Genomic DNA, 18,775 nt, shown 5'->3' with positions numbered 1-18,775 from the left:
CTCAATCCCTGATGATGACGCGGCAGGGCGTCGGATCGAACCCGTTGCAGGGGTTGTTGATCTGCGGGCAGTTGGAAATCACGCAGAGCACATCCATTTCCGCCACCAGTTCCAGATGGTCGCCGGGGGCAGAGATGCCATCATCCACCGTCATCGCGCCATTGGGGCTGATCGGCACGTTCATAAAGAAATTAAGGTTCGGGACGATATCGCGCTTGGTCATGCCATGCCGGGCCAGCTCGAGGATGAAATTCTCGCGGCAGGCGTGCTGGAACCGCGTGTTGTGGCCGAACCGCACCGTGTTGCTTTCGCACGAACAACATCCGGCAGAGGTATCGTGCCGTCCCGCGCTATCAGCGGTCACCCGCAGCATCACGCGGCCAAGGTTGGACATGATCGCCGTGCCGGTGGTCACATAGGCCGCCCCTTGTGCGCGCAATGTGTCTTGGCTGGAATACCGCTCGGCATGGTCAATCGCGTTGTAGAACAGCGTGTCGATCGCCTGCTGGCCATAGGTATCCTCGATCCGCAGGGTCTGGCCTTTGCGGATGATGCCGGACCAAGGGGCGCGGGCGGGGATGTTGTGGACCGTTTCCATCAGATCGCTCCCTGGAGGCGGGCGTTGTTTTCAAAGCCGCGCCGCGCCTCGGCTGTCGCGGTGCGGCACAGATCGTCGGCGGCAATGGGCCGTGCGGGCAGGCAGATCACCGACAGATCGGGCGGCACTTCGCTGGCATCGGGGTCAAGCGGATGGCGGCAGTTCGACAGGGCGATACACAGGTCCATTTCCGCGCGCAGATCGACCCAGTCGCCCGCCGCCAGCATCGCGGGTCGCCATGTGAACCGCCCTTCGGCATCGACACGGACGGGGGCGAACAGGTTCAGCACAGCGGGAATATCGCGCTGGTCCAGCCCCAGCTTGGCGGCCGCCAGCAACATGTTGTCGCGTGTGTTGCGGCGCGCATCGCCGGTGTAATCCGCCACGGTTTCGGGGGTGGACCCGCCTGTCAGCACGTCATGCGCGCCGCTGCTATCCTCGACCAAGGACAGCATCACGCGGCCCATGTCCGAGAAGATGACGCGGCCTTTGGTCAGGTCGGTGGTCCATTGCAGCTTGACCGTATCAGGCAGGCACAGCCGTTCGGTCGTATCGGGCAAGGCCCAAGCGGCCAGCGAGACAGTCGACGCCCCACCGGGAACAAGGCGCAGAACCTCGCCCGCTTTGAGATGCAGCGTTGTGTACCACCCCCCCGGCACGGTTTCCGTCAGGCGGGTTTCGCCCGCCTCCGGCGCGGGGCGACGGCTGGGTTGGGGCAGGGTTTTCGCCTCCATCCCCTCGCGCTGGAAATCGAGGTAGCGCTGGCGGTCAGCGGCGATCTGGTCGGGGGTGCGGTGGATATGCATTTAATGCCTTTCAATGCTGTCGGGTCGTCCCGCGATCAGTGTGTCCAGCGCGGGGTCGTCCCGCAGCGCCGGATTGTCGTAAATCGTGCCACCGCCCGCCACACGCGGCGGCCAGATGGCGATGTCCTTGCCGATCTGCGCGCCGTAGCGGGCGATCTCTTCGGGCCGTGTGCGGGTGCGTTCGAGTGCGATGATCCGCGTGCCAAGGGTGAACGCCTCGCGCAGATCATGCGTGACCATCACCACCGTCATCGGCAGGGCGTGCCACAGCCGCTGCATCAGTGCATGGATATCGGCGCGGATGCCCGGGTCGAGCGCGCCGAAAGGTTCATCCAGCAACAGCACACGCGGCTGCATCATCAGCGCCTGCGCCAGCGCAAGGCGTTGTTGCATCCCGCCTGACAGTTGGGCGGGATACTTGCCCTCTGCCCCTGCCAGCCCGACATCGGCGATCATGGCGCGCGCGCGGTTTTGCAAGTCGCGCTTGCGCGCGCCGGTCAGTCGGCCCCAAACGCGCGATTCTGCCATCTCCGGCCCCAGCATAACATTGCCCAGCACGGTCAGATGCGGGAAGACCGAATAGCGTTGATAGACGACGCCCCTGTCCGGCCCAGGTTCATGCGGCAGCGGTTCACCGTCCAGCAGGATCGTGCCACGCGTGGGTTGTTCCTGCCCCAGCAGCAGCCGTAGCAAGGTGGTCTTGCCACAACCAGACGCGCCGACAAGGGCCACAAAAGACCGCGGCGCGATCTCGAGGCTGATATTCTCCAGCACGATCTGGTCGCCGTATTCCTTCCACAGGTTGGTGATGGTCAGGGCGGTCATTTGCCGCCCTCCATCTCGGACCACGGGAACAGCCAGCGGCGCAGACGGTCCAGCCCGTAATCGGCCATCGCCGCCAGAAAGGTGATCCATGCGACATAGGGAAAGATGATGTCCATCGACAGATAGCGGCGGACAAGGAAGATGCGGTAGCCAAGGCCAGAGTCAGATGAAATCGCCTCTGCCGCGATCAGGAACAGGAAGGCCGCCCCCAGTTGCAGCCGCAGGCTGACGATCAGGCGCGGCAAGACTTGCGGCAGCACCACGCGCCAGACGACCAGCCAGCTGCTGGCGGACAGGGTTTCGGCCTTGACGATCTGTTCGCGCGGCAAGTCCAGCACGCGCTGCGCCATGTCGCGGATCATCAGGGGGGCGACACCGATCACGATTAGCGCGATCTTGGAAATCTCGCCCAGCCCCAGCATGATGAACAGCACAGGCAGCAAGGCCAAAGGCGGCACCATCGCGACGAACCCCACAAACGGCCCCAGCAGCGCGCGCATTGCGGGAAAGATGCCAATGGCGATGCCAAGCACCAGCGCCAGCGCCGTGGAAATCCCCAGACCCGCGCCCAGCCGTTGCAGGCTCGCCCACGTATCCGTCCAGAGAAGGTAATCCCCTGTGCGCCGGTCGGGGGTAAAGGCCATCAGATCAATCGCCGTCGCCATACTCGACAGGGCCGGCAGAAGTTTATCCGCCGGATTATCGGCCAGCCGCGCCGCCGACCCTGCCAGATAGGCGATGACCAGCAGCGCGAAAGGCGCAAGCTTCAGCGCCAAAAGCGCCGGCGGCGACAGCCGTTGATTGATGAGGCGCATGGCGGCGGACCTGCTTACAGCGCGCCGTCAGCAGCCATCTGCATATAGTCGGTCGTAAAGCGGAGCTTGATATTGTCCGCATCGCCCAGCACCACGCCGCCCGGCAGTGCGATACCCACGGCATCATCGGATATCGCGGTCGGCGTCAGCAGCCCTTTGTCGAACAGGAAGGCACGCACAAGGTTCATCGTATCCGCCAGATCGGGGGACGCGGTAAAGGCCACCGCCTCTGCCGGATCGGCAAACAGCTGTGTCGCGGCCATCTGCGCCTCGAACCCCGCCTGATCGGTGCCCGATGCCGCCCCCATCGCTGCGCGCGCCTCGGCGCCTTCCGGCGTGTCAGAGGTCATCAGGGTAACGGTTTCATACCAGATGCCCGCCAAAGCCTTGCCGAAATCGGGGTTCGCGTCCAGCACATCGGTATTGGCGACCATCAGGTCGATGATCTCGCCGGGGATCATGGCGCTGTCAAAGACCTTGACCGCATCGGGCAAGGCCGCGATTTCAGCAACCATGGGGTTCCACGTCACCAGCGCGGTCACATCCGCGGTCTGGAACGCGCCGACCATATCGGGATCGGCGGTGTTGATGACGTTCACATCCCTTTCGGACAGGCCCACGGAATCAAGCGCCCGCGCCAGCAGGTAATGCGAGACCGAGAATTCCACCAGATTGACCGGCCGCCCCACGATATCCGCGATGCTTTCGCCGCCCTTGAGGAAGACGGCATCATTGCCGGCCGAAAAATCGCCAACGATCACGGCAGTTGTATCGACGCCACCGGCCGCAGGGATCGACAGGGCATCCATGTTCGTGACGGTCACCGCGTCATAGGCACCGGCGGTATACTGGTTGATCGATTCCACATAATCGTTGAACTGGGTCACGTTGATCGTGATGCCGTATTTGTCGGCCCAGCGGTCCACGATGCCGGTATCCTCGGCATAGCCCCACGGCATCCAGCCGACATAGATCGACCAGGCGACGTTGAATTCGGTCTTTTCCTGTGCGGCGACAGGGGCCGCGAAAATGCTGGCTCCGATGATGGCAAGCAAAGGCAGCGTTCTGGTTTTCAATGATGACGTCATGACAATCCCTTTCGGTATGAACGGATTGGTCGCACGACATCGACGCCAATCCCTTGGCTGTTCGAGGTCTCCCGGGCTTTTATCCCGCCGTGTGCCTGAAGGATCTGTCTGCCCGTCAGGTGCGGCTCTTGGTCCAAGCGCATGTCGCCATGCCGGAACCCTAGCCGCCTTACTCTGTTGAGAGCTTCGGCCAATTGACCCGCGCACAACAACAGCGCCACAGGCCAGCAAGGGTTCGCCTGCATCAGTATGCCTAAAGTTTGCGCAGCACCTATCCCGTCGCCAGTGATTTAAGCGGATTTGGGTCGATGCAGGGCGTCGGATCACAACCCACAGGGTTCTCGCTCCAGCGGAATGAAAGATCAGTGGCAGGTCAGCCGAAGCGGCCACTCAGGATCGCTGCCGCCTGTCTCTGCCCCCGCATCGACTCAGATTTACTCAACCGCCGTGAATATCCCGCTGAATCCTGCGCATCATGGCCGAAACGATTAGCCTGTGTGCCGGGGCGACAGGGATCATGTATAGTCTTCCGAACACATTATGCACCTTGACAGATGAAGTGATGGTCAACCGCTGGCCATGGGTGGTGATGCACGTCACGACATCCAAATGCCGGTCACGTTCGCTCAGTGTCAGGATCTCGGGCTCGACCCGTTCGACCAAGAAGAAATCCAGCCGATCGCCCTGCCTCGGCTCTTGATCAAGACGCCCGGAAAACCCTCCAATCCGCCTTACCCCGAAGTGCGCGGATATCGCATCGCGGATACGAAAGGCCAGTGACACCCCAGGCAGTTGGTGACGCATCGCGAGGTTCCAGGCCTCCAGTGCCGTTATGGGCTTCGTCAGATCGATGCCGCGGGCATCGTAGAAATCCAGGTCCTCGCGCGGGGCGACCAGATCGGCCTGCATCATAGCACCCTTTCGCGGCTTTCGTCGAACCGGGTCAGCGCTGGGATGATCAGAAAGATCATCCATTGCGGCATGTCGATTACAGTGCCAAGCCGCCTGAGGCCGTAAAGCAGAAACATCGCCGGACAGCCGACCTGAACCCCAGACAGGACGAACTTGAACGCAAGACCACGCCGCTGTGCCAGAACCCACAAGCCATAGGTCAACACGATCAGCACCACGGATACGGCATGCCACAAAACCGCAGCAAAGGCAGCAAGCTCTGGGACGTGCAAGGCCGTTTGCAAGGGCAGATCGGCACCGCGTGCAAAAACATCAATCAGAACGGTGGGGCCCATCAGGTCGGCGGCAAGGCGGGTCCAGAGCATCGTGGCCTCCATACGGTTTCGTATGGATAAGTCACCTGCATTGACCAAGTCAATACGGCATCGTATGGTTTTGGCTATGACAGAGAAACCTCGTTCCCGTCTGAGCGCCGAAGACTGGCTGATGGCAGGCTTTCGTGCGCTAGCAGACCACGGCCCAAGCGCCCTACGCGCTGAAGCCCTGGCGCGCAACCTCGGCACGACCAAGGGATCGTTCTACTGGCATTTCAAGGATTTGCCTGACTACTTGAGTAAACTCATTGCGCTTTGGGAAACCCGCGCCTTCACCGACATTCTATCCTCACTTGATCCCGATCTGCCCCCCCGTGGGCGGTTGGAACAATTGTGTCTGCTGGCAGCGGGCTGCCGGGATCCGTCTTATGGCGGCATCGCGCTGGAACCTGCCTTGCGCGCCTGGGCGCTGTCGGCAGCGGACGTCGCCGATGCCCTGCGCCGGATGGATGCACGAAGGCTGGATGCACTGGCCGATCTATGCGCGAAAGCTGGCATCACTGATCCGGCCGCCCCCCGCGCCCTTTATGCGCTGGCGGTCGGAATCGAGGCTCTGAACGATGACGAGGGGATCGAGGCCATGCGCCTTGTCTTGCGGGGGCTTTGACGATCAAATGTCCACGCTGTCGGTGGCGTGTTGCATCCGCAGTTCTGGATGTCAGACTGTGGCCCGCCTGGGGCTCATTGCGGCTTGCGGCCGTCCAGTATCCCGCCAGACCCTTCGAGGTTGATCTTCAACACACTCGGCCCGTTCCTTCCTGACCTTCAACACCTCGTCAGGCGGACGTCTGGTATGCGGGACCAAATGGGCTTTCGCCGCACTACGCACCAGGGTCCGTTATGGCTGTCCATACGTTTCTGACAGTTTCATTACCCGAGCCGACTAAGTCCTGTTGCGCTTCTGACGGACTCGTCCCGTGCCGCGTCCGGAACGCTCGGCGGAATGCTTCGACGCTGCCGAACCCGACCGCTTTTGCAACTTCCCCTACGGTCATTCGTGTATTCGACAACAGGTCCCGTGCCCGATCGGCTCGCATCTCTGTGAGCCATGCAAGCGGCGTCCGCCCCGTCGCGGCTGTGAACCGTCGCGCGAAGGTACGGCGGCTGAAGCCTGCGACTTCCGCCATGCGGACAATAGGCTACGACTCGTCGGGGCGCACACGCATTCGGTCCAAGAGCGGCGCGATGCGTCCGCCACAGAAGTGGGGAACGGGAATTTCGAGAACCTACGGCTGGGCACCATCGCGATGCGCGGGCAGAACGAGGCGGCGCGCCACGATATTGCGGGTCTGCTTTCGCTTGCGATGGGGTCCAAACGCAGAAAAGGCCTGACCGGTAAGGATCAAGCCGTTGAAAGCATTAACGAATTAGTGTTGGTTGCGGGAGAACGCAACCGTCGTAACCTACCCAGATTGATTTGTGCAGTTTAGCTTTGGGGTATTTTAGTGCAACTCGTGGGCGCTGACCCATGCAATTGGGATGAGGCTACCTCCAGTGCTTCATCCCATTCTGCATGGCTGTCACAGAAAGCAGCGCAAGACACCCGTGAAGTATGACAAGCGCCGCTACAAACGACGCAGCCGCATCGAGATAATGTTCGGCAGACTGAAGGACTGGCGACGTGTCGCAACCAGATACGACCGGTGCCCCAAGGCCTTCTTCTCAGCCATCGCTCTCCCCGCAACTGTCATCTATTGGCTATGAGTCCTGACCCTAGGAGGTTTCCGAAAGCGACACATGGTGCTTTCATGTCTGTGCTACGTGGTTCAAACAACGAAATTTTTGACTATTTGATGCAAACGGAATTTCCTTTTCAAGGAAGCCCATAAAAACCTCGATGCTACGATCAATTCCATCAAGTCAGAAAGCCCGTTGTGATCTTCTCGATCCAAGAATCAATGGCCGCGTCGTCAATCCGGAACGGGTTGCGTTATACGTCTCGCCAGATGGGATTGGTCCAGGCGCGGTCGCCTGCTTTGTCGATGATCGTCAGCCGCAGCCACGGTGATCCTGCCAACTGGCCGTAAGGCAAGGTGATCTGTGTCATGCTGTGACCATGCTTGACGGTTGTGCGCGTCCCCTGCCCCTGCAAAATTGCGGTAACGGCAGCGGTGCAGTGAACCTCGACCTGATTTTCACCCCAGATCACGTTGTACAGTTCTGGTCCGGTTGAGGAATAGAAGGCGCCGTCCTTCAACGCGGCCAACAGCGCATCAGGCGTGTTTTCGGCAGCGCGGACCATGACCCAGCCACCGAAATGGTCCGGTTCGCTAAAGTGTGCATCGTCCGTGGCGCAAAGCGTGACGCGCTGTCCGGCATTCAGCAGATGTTCAAGCACATAGACACCCGACCCGCGGTCGCAGCCTGTCACGCAGCCATGGTTATAAATCTCGACCGCGTGGGCGGCCTTGATTGTTGCGGCATCATCGACCGACAATTGCGACCATTCGGGATGGGCGATAGCCACGAATGCACCGGCATCGCGGGCGCGCTGGGCGATTTCGGCACCGGTTTCCTGACCCGCACGGGCTGTGAAATCGGGCGCATCGGGTGGCGTGAAGTCGGCGGGCAGGCCGACAGCAAGTATATGCCAGATCTCGCCATTTTGCATTGCACCGCTGTGTAATTCGGCACCTAGAATCGTGGTAAAACGATCATTGCGGAACGGCAGCGTGTCGGTGATCGGGTAACCAAAAAATCCGACGAAATGGTCGGTCAGGGCGATGAAATCATAGCCTTCGGCCTGATAGCGGCGGCAGACTTCTTCGGGTGACACAACGCCGTCGGAATTGGTAGAATGGGTGTGCAGGTTGCCGCGCCAGAACTGGCCGGGCAGATCGAAAATGTTCATCATGGTTTATACCTGCTGGCTGATTGTTTCGCGCAAGGTGGCCCCGCCACCGTCAAGAATGATGAAATCACGCGCGGCAACGCTGATTTCAACCTGTGTCCCGACGGGTGGTGGCGGTGTGTCGGGACGGTTGAAGGTATCAAGCGTCAACGCGGTATCTCCTACCATCGTGGACAGCCGGATGATTGAACCCATGAATTGCACCTGTGCAATGCGGCCTTTCAAGATAGTCTCGCGGCCCTCGGCGCGACCAAGGCGCGCTGCTTCTGGCCGCAGGGCTAGGCGGATGGTGCCCCCTTTCGGGAAGGTCAGTTGCTGGGACAGGCGCAATTGCGCACCGTCGATGGCGACGATACCGTTGGCAGGGTCGATGACTTCGGCGTCGAAACCGGTGTGGCTGCCGACGAAACCTGCCACGAAAGGCGTCGCAGGGCGGTTGTAGATGTCAAAGGGTGTCCCGATCTGTTCGGCGATGCCGCCATTCATCACAACGACGCGGTCGGACATTGACAGCGCTTCTTCTTGATCATGGGTAACGAAAATCGTGGTGATGCCCAGCTGCTGCTGGATCTGGCGGATTTCTTGCCGCAAAGATACGCGGATTTTCGCATCAAGGGCCGACAACGGTTCGTCCAGCAACAGCACACGCGGTTTGGGGGCCAGCGCACGCGCCAAAGCGACCCGCTGCTGTTGCCCGCCCGACAGCTGGAACGGATAACGCGCACCCAGATCGGGCAGACCGATCAGGCGCAACATTTCTGTGACACGGTCTGCGGCCTCTGCCCGTCCCATGCCTGCGATTTTCAACCCGAAGCCCACGTTTTGTGCCACGGTCAGGTTGGGAAACAGCGCATAGGCCTGAAACACCATGCCGATATTGCGCTGGTTCGGGCGCAGGTTGGTGACATCGCGCCCGTCGATCTGGACCGATCCGGTGGATGGTTCTTCAAACCCTGCCACAATCCGCAGCACGGTGGTTTTGCCACAGCCGGATGGCCCCAAAAGTGAGATAAATTCGCCCTTTTCAACCGACAGGTTGAAATCCTTGACCACCCGCGTCGAGCCAAAGGATTTTTCAAGGTGGTTGATTTGCAGATAGGGCATTAGCGTTTTGCTCTTGTGTGGGGGAACAGACGACCGGCAAGCTGGATCAGCCCCATGCAGCCCCAGGTGATAGTAAAGGCGATTACGGCCAATGCCGCAGGTTCATAGGCGCGGTTGCCACCGGTCCAGACCATGTACGGACCGAATGCAGGGCGGTCCAGCAATGCGGCAAAGACATATTCACCCAGCACGATCGAAAACGTCAGGAACGCACCCGACAGCAGCGCCGTGAACACATTTGGCAACATGATGCGAAAGATGATCGTGAACCAACTGGCGCCAAGGATTTGTGCGGCTTCGGTCAGGGTCTGTACATCCAGCGTCCTCAAGCCGTTGTCGATAGCGCGATACATATACGGCAGCGCAAGAGTGGCGTAGCCAAAGGCGAGCAGGATATTGGTGCCTGTCGCCGACCCGGTCATTGGCAGAAAAGATGATGTGTTGAACATCCGCAGGTAACCAAAGGCGATAACGATCACCGGAATAACAAGTGGCAGCAGCGTGATAAATTCGATCACCGGCCGCATCTTGGGCAGCCGGATGCGCACCCAGATCGCGGCAGGCAGCACAAGAGCAAGGCCCAGAATGATCGTTACCAGCGACATGATCAACGAGTAGCTGAATGTCGCCTGAAACTGCGGATCGCCCAGCACGCTGGTATAGGCGTCAAAACTATAGGCATCACGGCGTTTGCGCAGCGAAAATTCGATCATGCCGATCAGGGGCAGCGCGAAATACAGCACGCCAAAGGTAAACATGATCCACGAAAACACAGACCCGACGCGGCGGCGAGCCTTTGGTGTGGCCGTGACAGTGGCCGTGTTCAACGCGGCCTGATCGGTCATTTCTGCCACTTTTCTGCCCGTGTTCGCAGTATAATATAGATGGCATTTGCAACGGCTGTGATGACGATCATGCCAAAGGCAATGGCATAGCCAAGGTTCGGATCTTGCAGCACATCACCGCGGATCTGCGCGAACAATTGCACTGTGATCAGGCTTTGCGATGAGCCGGTCAACGCCTGTGCCGTCGCGATGGCACCAAAGGAATTGGCAAACAGCAGCGCAAAAGTCCCGAGCAGGGACGGCAACAGCACCGGAATGGCGACCATGCGCCAATATTGCAGGCTGGTCGCACCCAAGCTTTGCGCGGCTTCGTCCCATTCACGGCGCAATCCTTCCAGCGCCGGGGTGATGATCAGGATCATCAGCGACATCTGGAAATACAAATATACGAACACCAGCCCCCAAAAGCTGATCAGGTTGAAACCAGCGGCGTAAATGTTGATCCCGAACCATTCGCGCAGCAGCACCGTGACCAGCCCCAGCCGCCCAAGTGTGGCAATAAACGCAAAGGCCAGCGGCACGCCCGCGAAATTGGCCGCGACGCCGGAAAACGTGACCATTGGCGCGCGCAGCCATTTTGGTAGGCCACCGTGAATGATCGCAGCGGCAACCAGGAAGCCCAGTAGCGCACCAAGCGCCGCCGAGAAAAAGCTGACACGGATCGATAGCCAGAAACTATTGGTCAAGCGCGGTTCAAACAGCTTTGCCATCGTGTCCAGCGTGAACGTGCCATCGGGGCCACGAAACGCGCCCAACACGATGTTCATTGTCGGTAGCAGCAAAAATATAGCGGCAAATGCGAGAAATGGGACAACGCCGACCCAGTTGGCGGCGGTCCGTGAAATATATGCGCCGCGTGAACTGGGCATGTAAAATCCCTTGGCAGTTCAACAGAAAACCGCGCCCCGGACGCAGGGTCCGGGGCGCGCGACAACCGGGTGCTTATTGCACCACAGCGCCAACCACGACATCCCACTGGGATGTTACAACGTCACGGTTTTCGCCTTGCTGTTCGACAGTCGGGAATACGGCACGGCCATAGGGTTCCTGATCGGGCAAACGGTCCAGCAATGCCTGCGGGATTGTGCCTGCTGCGTTCATCGGCACCTGACGGGCGACCGAACAATAACCTTCCAGATACCCCAGTTGGCCAACGTCGGAGAACAGGTGTTCCATCCACAGTTTTGCGGCATTCGGATGCGGCGCATGGGCGGAAATTGCCTGCACATAAACGCCGGCTAATGATGCGCCCGACGGAATGATCACTTCGACAGGCGGATTGCCGGCCAAGCTGTCACGCCATGCCAGCAGGTTGTAATCCCATGCGGCCACAATCGGTGTCTGGCCTTGGGCGATGGTGCCCGACCCGCCGGTCACTGGCACAAAGTTGCCGGCTGCGTTCAGTTCGGCAAAAAATTCCAGACCTTTCTCAGCGGAATCGGTGCCCGGCTCGCCGCCGCGGGCCATGCCAGCTGACAAGACCGCCAGAATCGCTTGGTTCGATGCGCGCGGATCACCGGTCAGGGCAACGGAATTGGCATACTCAGGCTTTAGCAGGTCTTCCCAGTCGGTGGGCATCGTGTCGATCAGATCGGTGTTCACGCCCAGCGCCATAACGCCGTAATATGCACCGTACCACATGCCTTCGGGGTCTTTGATCGCATCGGGAATTTCGTCCCAGGTGGATACTTTATAAGGCTGGATCAGACCCTCGGCGGCGGCTGCGGGGCCAAAGGACAGGCCGACATCAAGAACGTCAGGTGCTTGTGGGCCGGTGTTGCCGATATTGGCGCGCACAGCTTCCAATTCGTCGGCAGAGCTGGCGTCGGGGTTCAATTCGTTTACTTCAAGGAACGGATACTTTTCTTTGAAGGATGCGATGATCCCGCCGTAATTGCACCAGTCATGGGGCAAAGCGATCGTGGTCAGCATCCCTTCGGCGCGGGCGCCTTCGATAATTTCTTCCATCGATTGGGCAGAGGCAAAGCTTGCGGTAAGAATAGCCGCAACGCTGACCGAACCGGTCAGCACTGACATGAACTTCATCGAAGTCTCCGTTGCTAAAATGATTGCCGTTGTCTTGGACAGCACGCTGACGTCGGTAATCCTGCAATGCAACAGATTTGTGATGGTCGAGTTCGGCGTATCCTTTTGAACAGCAGAATGTCTTCGTAAAACCGTTCCATAGGTTCCATGGGTTCGCGGATAAGACAAAACGGCTTAAGGGATAATACCAGTGACTAGGGTCAGGACCCATTGAATTTACGGTCAGGACTCATAGCCAATAGATGACAGTTGCGGCGAGAGCGATGGCTGAAAAGAAGGTCGTCGGACAGCGGTCGTATCTGGTTACGACACGTCGCCAGTCCTTCAGTCTGCCGAACATTATCTCGAAGCGGCTGCGTCGTTTGTAGCGGCGCTTGTCATACTTCACGGGTGTCTTGCGCTGCTTTCGGCCAGGGATGCAGGCGCGTATCCCTTTGTCTTGCAACGCTTCTCTGAACCAATCAGCGTCATAACCCCGATCCCCGAGCAACCAGTCCGCATCCGGCAGGCTGCTGAGCAGTGCCCGCGCCCCGATGTAATCGCTGACTTGTCCAGCAGAGACAAAGAAGTTGATCGGACGGCCCTTACTGTCGCAGATGGCACGTAGCTTGGTATTCATCCCGCCTTTGGTGCGACCAATCAGGCGGCCACGCCCCATTTTTTCGCGCCCAAACTGGACGCTGTGCGATGTGCCTTCAGGTAAGTGGCGTCGATCATCACTGTCTTCTTTTCGCGGTGTTGAGCGGCCAGGCCAGCCATCATCTGTGCAAAAATGCCCTTGTCGCCCCAACGCTTCCAACGATTGTAAAGCGTCTTATGCGGACCATACTCTTTGGGCGCATCGCGCCAACGTAAGCCATTGCGATTGATAAAGATAATCCCGCTTGGGACACGCCGATCATCAACGCGATGCTTGCCATGGGACTTCGGGAAGTAAGGCTCCAAGCGCGCAATCTGCGCCTCGGTCAGCCAAAAGAGATCAGACATGCCACTACTCCATTTTCGGAGCCGTGAACCACGCAACAAACCTGAGATCAATGGGCCCTGACCCTAAGCCAAACTTCGCACCATTGTTAACCAAAAATGAATAATTTTTGTCGCAAATGAGGCAGAAAGTGACGGGAATGCTTTGTGCAACTGTAGAGTGTGTTAAGGTCTTCGATAAGCTACAGGGAACAATGGTGCATAGATCATGACCAAGATACGTGATGACATCTTGCCAAGCGACAATGCAGTTGCGCCTGGCAGGTGTATCGCTGCGCTCGCGGATGCTGTCGCTGAATACGCGCTGAGCTACGGCGTGACCGACAAGGCAAAGGCGGCTCTCGAGCTTGCTGCCCGTTTGCAAACAGATTCTGTTTTTGTTCAGACCTCCTGCGATAACGTGAGTGTTGACACCCGAGCCGTATCCTAGCGCGGCAGAAGGTCATATCCCGCGTAACTAAAGAAGCTTGCTCTCCGGCGGTCTTTTTTGGACCGCCAAGAGAGTGCTCCTAGTACCTTCATCTAGAAAGTACCACATGCTTTTTAAGTAATTTGATAAGTTTATCTGCTCAACGTTATGCATAAACTTTTTTACTTAAGGAGTAGTTACTAAATCTGAAGACAGCGTATTTTACTAGATTGTTGGCGAAATTTAAAATTGGGTGTGCTTGAATTTGGAAAGTGTCGAATTTTGAAAACATGCTTATCAAGCGCCGAATGCACACTCGCAGTATAGTAGTGAGATGGCCTAATCTTGGCATTTTAAAATTTAACCTAGGTTCCGATCTTTGCAGACAATTTCATTACGCTGGCAGATACCCTGCCAACCGCGCCCATCAGCGTTGATGAATGTGTCATAGATCATCAATATTCTGAAAATTTAGATATTTTCTACTGTAAGAAACGGCGCCAATACCAGATGAGCCAGATTTTAGTAAAAATCTCATCAAAGATATTTGGAATTTAAGTAAAACTTGAAGCGAGCAAATCAGAAACCCTTCTTTAGGTTAACGATTTTGAGAAACCGCTGCTGCTACAACAGGGCTGCAACTATTTGAGCTTAAGACTATCCGACCTGCAAAAAGTGACCGACCAACGTCGTTCAGTTCGGGATTGTCCCGGCATTTTGATGACTAGCAATGCAGTGGGATACGCTTTCAGCTACAGGAGGAAGTCTCGTGAGCTTTGCACCGCCAACACCAGATAGGACCATCAGAGACGACTTCACGACGGCACGAATCACTGGTGGCGGGGGCAACGATCATCTGATTCACCATCGGCACTTCACCGTCAGCGGACATGCCAATACTGGACTTATTGGGCTTGGCGGAGACGACATTCTGGAAGCGTCGGTTCCAAATAGTGGGCAAATCCATATGTTTGGTGCCACCGGCGACGACTGGATGATCCTTGATGTAACCAAGAATGCAGGCGCCGTCGGGACGCAGGGCCATCATGCATATGGCGGGCATGGTCGTGACACGTTTCAATTCAACAACATCGATCGAAACCTTTCACCAATCATCGGAAGACTGGACGACTTTGACCCGACATCCGACCGCATTATCATTGAAGATACGGTGATCGACGTCAGTGACTTGCCAGGAAGCATTCTATTGGCGAGCGGAGCGACAATCAGCGTACGTGTCATCGAAATAGATCATCCCGAATTTAGAGCAGAAAACCTTGGTGCCCAGTATTTTCTCGCGATCGGCGATCGAATTTTCTACGCCTTGGACGGCGCCCGCGATTTGGTTAACGGAACGTCGGGTCTGACGGGCGAAGAACGCCACTTTCTGAAGGCGGATGCACTCACTGAGCTGCAGTCGGCGCCAACCGTCCAATATGAAAACCCTATGAATTTCGTCCCACGCGAGTTCTACCAAGATCGTGAGGATGAGTTAACTCTCAACTGGAATCCACCCGGACCAGTGGTCCATGCGGTCACTGGAAACAAAAGTGCCGCCCACATTTTTGGCTCCAAGAATAATCCCCATAACATGGACTCATCTGGAGCCCAAATAATGTACGGAAGCGATGGCGATGACGTCATTGACGGCAACTCGGGCAACGACACAATTTATGGCGGCCTTGGTAACGACCTGATCGCGGGTGGGATTGATAACGACCTACTGTTTGGTGGAGCCGGGGACGACACCATATGGGGAGGTGACGGAAACGACATCATCTACGGTGGATCGGGACACGATCATCTCGAAGGAAATCGGGGCAATGACCTAATCATCGACGGACTTGGAAACAACGTGATGCATGGGGGCCGCGGACACGACCGTTTGTTTGCGTTTTCTGGGATCAACACCATGCACGGCGATGCGGAAAGCGATCTATTGGTCGGGGGCTTTCAGAGTGATGTCCTTAATGGAGGTGCCGGAAATGACGTGCTCCGTGGTGATGCGAGCGGCTTTTTTGGCGGATCAGACACGTTGATCGGCGGTGCAGGCAACGACTTCCTGATGGGTGGCGTAGGTGCAGATACGTTTGTTTTCAAACCTAACGAAGGCAACAACATTATTGCAGCATTCGACTTGAATGCGGTTGAATTTGGCCCCGCTGGTTATCGCGCCAGCGCGACAGGAGCCGACTTTGAACCTGGTATCGACAAAGTTTTGCTTTCCAGCTTTGCGGGTATCAGTGCGGAAAACGTCTTTTCTTTCTTGAGACAAGGTAGTGATGGTGTCGTCTTTTACGCCGAACGGACAAGCATAACCTTTTATGATCTCACGCTTGGCAGCATGTCTGTCGATGACTTTGTATTTGCATAGCAGGGGTAGGGAAATGAATAAAACTTCAGTCCTTGTTTTATTGAATAGCTTGGCGTTCATGCTGACCGCATGCGTGGGAGGCGCTACCGATCCTGTCAATCCCGAAGTTCCTTACCCCTATTCCGAGGCTTACAGCAACGGCGATACCCAAGACAAACTGAGCGGTGTCGCGGTCCGTTCCAACGGGTCCAACGGTGAATTACAGATCGTCACAATGTCCGGCACCAAAGATCGCAGCAGTCGGGCCACGCTTGTGTCGGACGGCATCTACGATCTCGTTGACCAAGACGGCTTTGATAGCGCGGCTAGGATCACCGATGGACTATCCTCGATTTCGTTGCGTATGAGTCATGCTAACTACACCGCCGTGCGCAACTTCAATCAAACCTATGCGGTAGATGGTGTGACATTCGACAGTACCGGCGTTCTTGGTATCGTCACGCGGCCGACGGACATCCCAACCGAAGGCTTGGCTACGTACCGTGGCGAAGCAGAGGTCATCATCGTGACGGCATACGTGGGAGTTTCCTTACAAGGTCAAAGCAAGATCGTTGCCAGCTTTGCCGATTTTGGCAACGTCAACGTGACGATGAACAGCTTTGCAGCAATCGATATGATGACTGGAACGAGAACCTCCGCACCAGTTGACACTATTACGATCAGCAACATGGTCATTTCTAACAACCGCTTTTCAGGCGGCACTGTCGCAACAAGCCAAAACGGTACGTCCGTTTTTTTGACCGGCGCCAACACAACTACCGTCTCCGAAGGCGTATTCTTTGGCTTTGATCCGGCCCTTTCAGGACCAGATGAAGTTGGCGGCATGATCTTAATGCAAGGCGACAGTGGGATTGTGATGGGAAGCTTCCTGGCCGATTGAAGTGAGTAGGCGTAATGGACCTGTCACGTTTTTGTGCCGCCCCAAGTGCTCTTTTAAGCCACCTTCCGTTCGAAAGCGACCGGGCTTTTCCAGCCCAGTGCTGAGTGCCGTCGACGCGGATTGTAGAAACCATTGATGTATTCGAAGATCGCCATCTCAGCTTGCCGCCTGGTTTCCCATGACCGCCGCCAGATCAGCTCGGCCTTGATGGTTTTGAAGAACGTCTCGACGGCCGCATTGTCATAGCAGTTACCCTTGCCGCTCATCGAGACCCGAAAGCCATGCTGGCGCAGGATCTTCTGATAATCATGCGAACAGTATTGGCTGCCGCGATCACTGTGGAAGATGCAGCCATTGGGCGGCGATCTGAAGGCAATGGCCATCTTCAAGGCCCGGATCGCCAGGTCGCGCTTCATGCAGTTGCTGACAGCCCAACCAATGACACGCCGGGAATGCAGATCGAGGATCACCGCCAGATACAGCCAACCCTCACGGGTCCAGATATAGCTGATGTCGCCAGCCCATTTCTGGTTCGGCTGATCTGCTTTGAAGTCGCGATCCAGCAGGTTCGGGGCGATGTTGAACGTATGATCGCTGTCTGTGGTCGCCTTGAACTTGCGTGTTCTTTCAACGGTAATCCCGTTTTCGCGCATCAGGCGACCGACGCGCCGGTGCCCGACATCGACACCGACCTCCTTCAGTTCTTCGGTCATTCGTGGGCGGCCGTAGCTGCCCAAGCTCAGATGCGACTGTTCCTTGATGTGGGCCAGCACAACCATATCCGTGCGCTGTCTGCGGCTGGCGGGACGGTTCCGGAAAGCCCGCAAGCCACGCGGGCTGACATTTACTACCTGACAAAGTCGATCAATCGGGAAGGTCCCGCGCTGTTCTTCAACAAACCGAAACCTCATGGCTTTTGGCTCGCGAAGAACTGGGTGGCTTTTTTTAGGATATCCCTCTCCTCCTTGAGAATACGGTTCTCGCGCCGAAGCCGTTCATTCTCCCGCGCAAGCTCGCGATCCTCGGACGACACTACATCCGTGTCGCGGTGAGCCGTCACCCATTTGTTCAGGGTCGAAAGCCCAACACCAAGATCGTCGGCAACCTGACGCCTTGTTAGCCCGCTGGTTAATGCAATTCGCACCGCGTCTTTGCGAAATTCATCCGTTCTTCCTGTGCCCATAGTTCGTCTCCTTTGCTGCACATTATGCTATCAAAGGAGCGGCACCAAACCGCGACAGGTCCAATCCCTGGTGACCCGATCTCCGGCTCATCAGATCGCAATATTCGCGTTGGCGATGAGGAGTTCCATCTCGATGCCGCTCATGTCAGCGAGCAACAACACATGTTGATACTGTGACCGCGAAAGTTCCAGATAGCCCGTAAAGCACATTGCCTCGGGCAAAATCGCCGCATCAAGCATCGGGATCGACGCGCCGCTTGCTCGATACAGTTCCAAAGTCTTCTCGTCCGCTTTCAGCTTCACCTTGGGTAACATGTAGCTTTGCATAAGCCGGGCTCCAACAGCTATCAGCTTGAATGCATCGGCCTGTTTTGCATGTTCGCTCGCCTCAAGATAAGCCACCGGACTAACAGGGAGGACGCTAGCCTCTATGTGGGCCTGACGTCTTTCGCCGGATTGTTTGTGCCGCCGGGTGGACTCTTGGCATAGATCAAGTGCTACGGATCCAGCGATTACTCCTTCACAGTCGGTAACGACCGCCGACACCGTTTTCAGTCTCGCGGTTGCGCCATTATCGAACGAGAACTTAGATTTAGTCTGGCGTTTAGCTTGAAAGTAAATCAATGCTCCCTCCACTTTTCGTGGCTGCAAACCATACGGAGTACGTGAAAATCGATGGTA

Annotated in this window: 20 protein-coding genes, 1 pseudogene and 1 riboswitch; of the genes and pseudogenes, 5 read left to right on the top strand and 16 right to left on the bottom strand. The window is 57.2% G+C overall.

Annotated elements, in window-relative coordinates:
• Nucleotide 1: 1 nt before the first annotated feature.
• The 7 genes from VCK47_RS12095 to VCK47_RS12065 all read right to left on the bottom strand — a co-directional run bounded on the left by VCK47_RS12095 (nucleotide 2) and on the right by VCK47_RS12065 (nucleotide 5,409).
• The gene (locus VCK47_RS12095) at nucleotides 2-598 is read right to left on the bottom strand and encodes an urea amidolyase associated protein UAAP2 (RefSeq protein WP_322890603.1); all 597 of its coding nucleotides are present in this window, start codon (nucleotides 596-598) and stop codon (nucleotides 2-4) included.
• Nucleotides 598-1,404 (bottom strand): urea amidolyase associated protein UAAP1, encoded by an 807-nt coding sequence (locus tag VCK47_RS12090; protein ID WP_322890604.1) that lies wholly within the window; start codon nucleotides 1,402-1,404, stop codon nucleotides 598-600. Before VCK47_RS12090 ends, VCK47_RS12095 begins: the two co-directional genes overlap by 1 nt.
• Complete coding sequence (locus tag VCK47_RS12085) at nucleotides 1,405-2,229, bottom strand: ABC transporter ATP-binding protein (protein ID WP_322890605.1); 825 nt, start codon at nucleotides 2,227-2,229, stop codon at nucleotides 1,405-1,407.
• Nucleotides 2,226-3,044 carry an ABC transporter permease gene (locus VCK47_RS12080; RefSeq protein ID WP_322890606.1) on the bottom strand — a complete coding sequence of 273 codons (819 nt, stop codon included), beginning with the start codon at nucleotides 3,042-3,044 and terminating at the stop codon, nucleotides 2,226-2,228. The genes VCK47_RS12085 and VCK47_RS12080 overlap by 4 nt, the downstream gene beginning before the upstream one ends.
• 14 nt (nucleotides 3,045-3,058) lie before the next feature.
• Nucleotides 3,059-4,132, bottom strand: a complete 1,074-nt coding sequence (locus VCK47_RS12075) for a putative urea ABC transporter substrate-binding protein (RefSeq protein ID WP_322890607.1) — start codon at nucleotides 4,130-4,132, stop codon at nucleotides 3,059-3,061.
• Nucleotides 4,133-4,198: 66 nt separating this feature from the next.
• Nucleotides 4,199-4,307, bottom strand: a riboswitch (guanidine-I (ykkC/yxkD leader).
• Nucleotides 4,308-4,570: 263 nt separating this feature from the next.
• On the bottom strand, nucleotides 4,571-5,041 hold the full coding sequence (locus VCK47_RS12070) for a DUF2867 domain-containing protein (RefSeq protein ID WP_322890608.1): 471 nt from the start codon (nucleotides 5,039-5,041) through the stop codon (nucleotides 4,571-4,573).
• Nucleotides 5,041-5,409, bottom strand: a complete 369-nt coding sequence (locus VCK47_RS12065) for a hypothetical protein (protein WP_322892285.1) — start codon at nucleotides 5,407-5,409, stop codon at nucleotides 5,041-5,043. Before VCK47_RS12065 ends, VCK47_RS12070 begins: the two co-directional genes overlap by 1 nt.
• A gap of 76 nt (nucleotides 5,410-5,485) precedes the next feature.
• On the opposite strand from VCK47_RS12065, the gene VCK47_RS12060 reads away from it, so the two are divergent.
• A complete protein-coding gene (locus tag VCK47_RS12060) occupies nucleotides 5,486-6,025 on the top strand; it encodes a TetR/AcrR family transcriptional regulator (RefSeq protein ID WP_322890610.1) in 540 nt (179 codons plus the stop codon).
• A gap of 214 nt (nucleotides 6,026-6,239) precedes the next feature.
• Here VCK47_RS12060 and VCK47_RS17990 read toward each other — a convergent pair whose 3' ends face one another.
• A complete protein-coding gene (locus tag VCK47_RS17990) occupies nucleotides 6,240-6,545 on the bottom strand; it encodes a helix-turn-helix domain-containing protein (RefSeq protein WP_416236670.1) in 306 nt (101 codons plus the stop codon).
• 397 nt (nucleotides 6,546-6,942) lie between these two features.
• Between VCK47_RS17990 and VCK47_RS12055 the strand changes: the two are divergent.
• Nucleotides 6,943-7,122 (top strand): annotated as a pseudogene (locus VCK47_RS12055) (transposase); the annotation flags it as partial.
• Between the two features lie 226 nt (nucleotides 7,123-7,348).
• Here VCK47_RS12055 and VCK47_RS12050 read toward each other — a convergent pair.
• The 6 genes from VCK47_RS12050 to VCK47_RS12025 form a co-directional block, all read right to left on the bottom strand.
• Nucleotides 7,349-8,272, bottom strand: a complete 924-nt coding sequence (locus VCK47_RS12050) for a CehA/McbA family metallohydrolase (RefSeq protein WP_322890611.1) — start codon at nucleotides 8,270-8,272, stop codon at nucleotides 7,349-7,351.
• 3 nt (nucleotides 8,273-8,275) lie between these two features.
• Nucleotides 8,276-9,373, bottom strand: a complete 1,098-nt coding sequence (locus tag VCK47_RS12045; RefSeq protein ID WP_322890612.1) for an ABC transporter ATP-binding protein — start codon at nucleotides 9,371-9,373, stop codon at nucleotides 8,276-8,278.
• Complete coding sequence (locus VCK47_RS12040) at nucleotides 9,373-10,131, bottom strand: ABC transporter permease (protein ID WP_322890703.1); 759 nt, start codon at nucleotides 10,129-10,131, stop codon at nucleotides 9,373-9,375. Before VCK47_RS12040 ends, VCK47_RS12045 begins: the two co-directional genes overlap by 1 nt.
• 83 nt (nucleotides 10,132-10,214) lie before the next feature.
• The gene (locus VCK47_RS12035) at nucleotides 10,215-11,087 is read right to left on the bottom strand and encodes an ABC transporter permease subunit (protein ID WP_322890613.1); all 873 of its coding nucleotides are present in this window, start codon (nucleotides 11,085-11,087) and stop codon (nucleotides 10,215-10,217) included.
• Nucleotides 11,088-11,160: 73 nt separating this feature from the next.
• On the bottom strand, nucleotides 11,161-12,264 hold the full coding sequence (locus VCK47_RS12030) for an ABC transporter substrate-binding protein (protein ID WP_322890614.1): 1,104 nt from the start codon (nucleotides 12,262-12,264) through the stop codon (nucleotides 11,161-11,163).
• Between the two features lie 229 nt (nucleotides 12,265-12,493).
• A protein-coding gene (locus tag VCK47_RS12025; protein ID WP_322890615.1) for an IS5 family transposase occupies nucleotides 12,494-13,251 on the bottom strand; the annotation gives its coding sequence in 2 pieces (ribosomal slippage) (nucleotides 12,494-12,921 and nucleotides 12,921-13,251; 759 coding nt in all).
• A 205-nt stretch (nucleotides 13,252-13,456) separates the two neighbouring features.
• On the opposite strand from VCK47_RS12025, the gene VCK47_RS12020 reads away from it, so the two are divergent.
• The 3 genes from VCK47_RS12020 to VCK47_RS12010 all read left to right on the top strand — a co-directional run bounded on the left by VCK47_RS12020 (nucleotide 13,457) and on the right by VCK47_RS12010 (nucleotide 16,911).
• Nucleotides 13,457-13,678, top strand: coding sequence for a hypothetical protein (locus VCK47_RS12020; RefSeq protein ID WP_322890616.1), 222 nt, complete (start codon nucleotides 13,457-13,459; stop codon nucleotides 13,676-13,678).
• 748 nt (nucleotides 13,679-14,426) lie between these two features.
• Nucleotides 14,427-16,031: a calcium-binding protein gene (locus tag VCK47_RS12015; RefSeq protein WP_322890617.1), complete on the top strand. Its 1,605-nt coding sequence runs from the start codon at nucleotides 14,427-14,429 to the stop codon at nucleotides 16,029-16,031.
• A 13-nt stretch (nucleotides 16,032-16,044) separates the two neighbouring features.
• Nucleotides 16,045-16,911 carry a hypothetical protein gene (locus VCK47_RS12010; RefSeq protein ID WP_322890618.1) on the top strand — a complete coding sequence of 289 codons (867 nt, stop codon included), beginning with the start codon at nucleotides 16,045-16,047 and terminating at the stop codon, nucleotides 16,909-16,911.
• Nucleotides 16,912-16,964: 53 nt separating this feature from the next.
• On the opposite strand, the gene VCK47_RS12005 is transcribed toward VCK47_RS12010, so the two are convergent.
• Nucleotides 16,965-18,094 (bottom strand): IS3 family transposase gene (locus VCK47_RS12005; RefSeq protein WP_322890619.1). Its coding sequence is split into 2 segments (ribosomal slippage): nucleotides 16,965-17,860 and nucleotides 17,860-18,094, totalling 1,131 coding nucleotides; the frame shifts between segments, so codons are not numbered across the junction.
• A gap of 90 nt (nucleotides 18,095-18,184) precedes the next feature.
• Nucleotides 18,185-18,718 carry a hypothetical protein gene (locus tag VCK47_RS12000; RefSeq protein WP_322890620.1) on the bottom strand — a complete coding sequence of 178 codons (534 nt, stop codon included), beginning with the start codon at nucleotides 18,716-18,718 and terminating at the stop codon, nucleotides 18,185-18,187.
• Between the last annotated feature and the right edge of the window lie 57 nt (nucleotides 18,719-18,775).

Source organism: Yoonia sp. 72 (assembly GCF_034652275.1).
Classification (GTDB): domain Bacteria; phylum Pseudomonadota; class Alphaproteobacteria; order Rhodobacterales; family Rhodobacteraceae; genus Yoonia.
The sequence above is the reverse complement of the archived record's forward strand: the minus strand, read 5'-3'. Positions and strand labels throughout refer to the sequence as shown.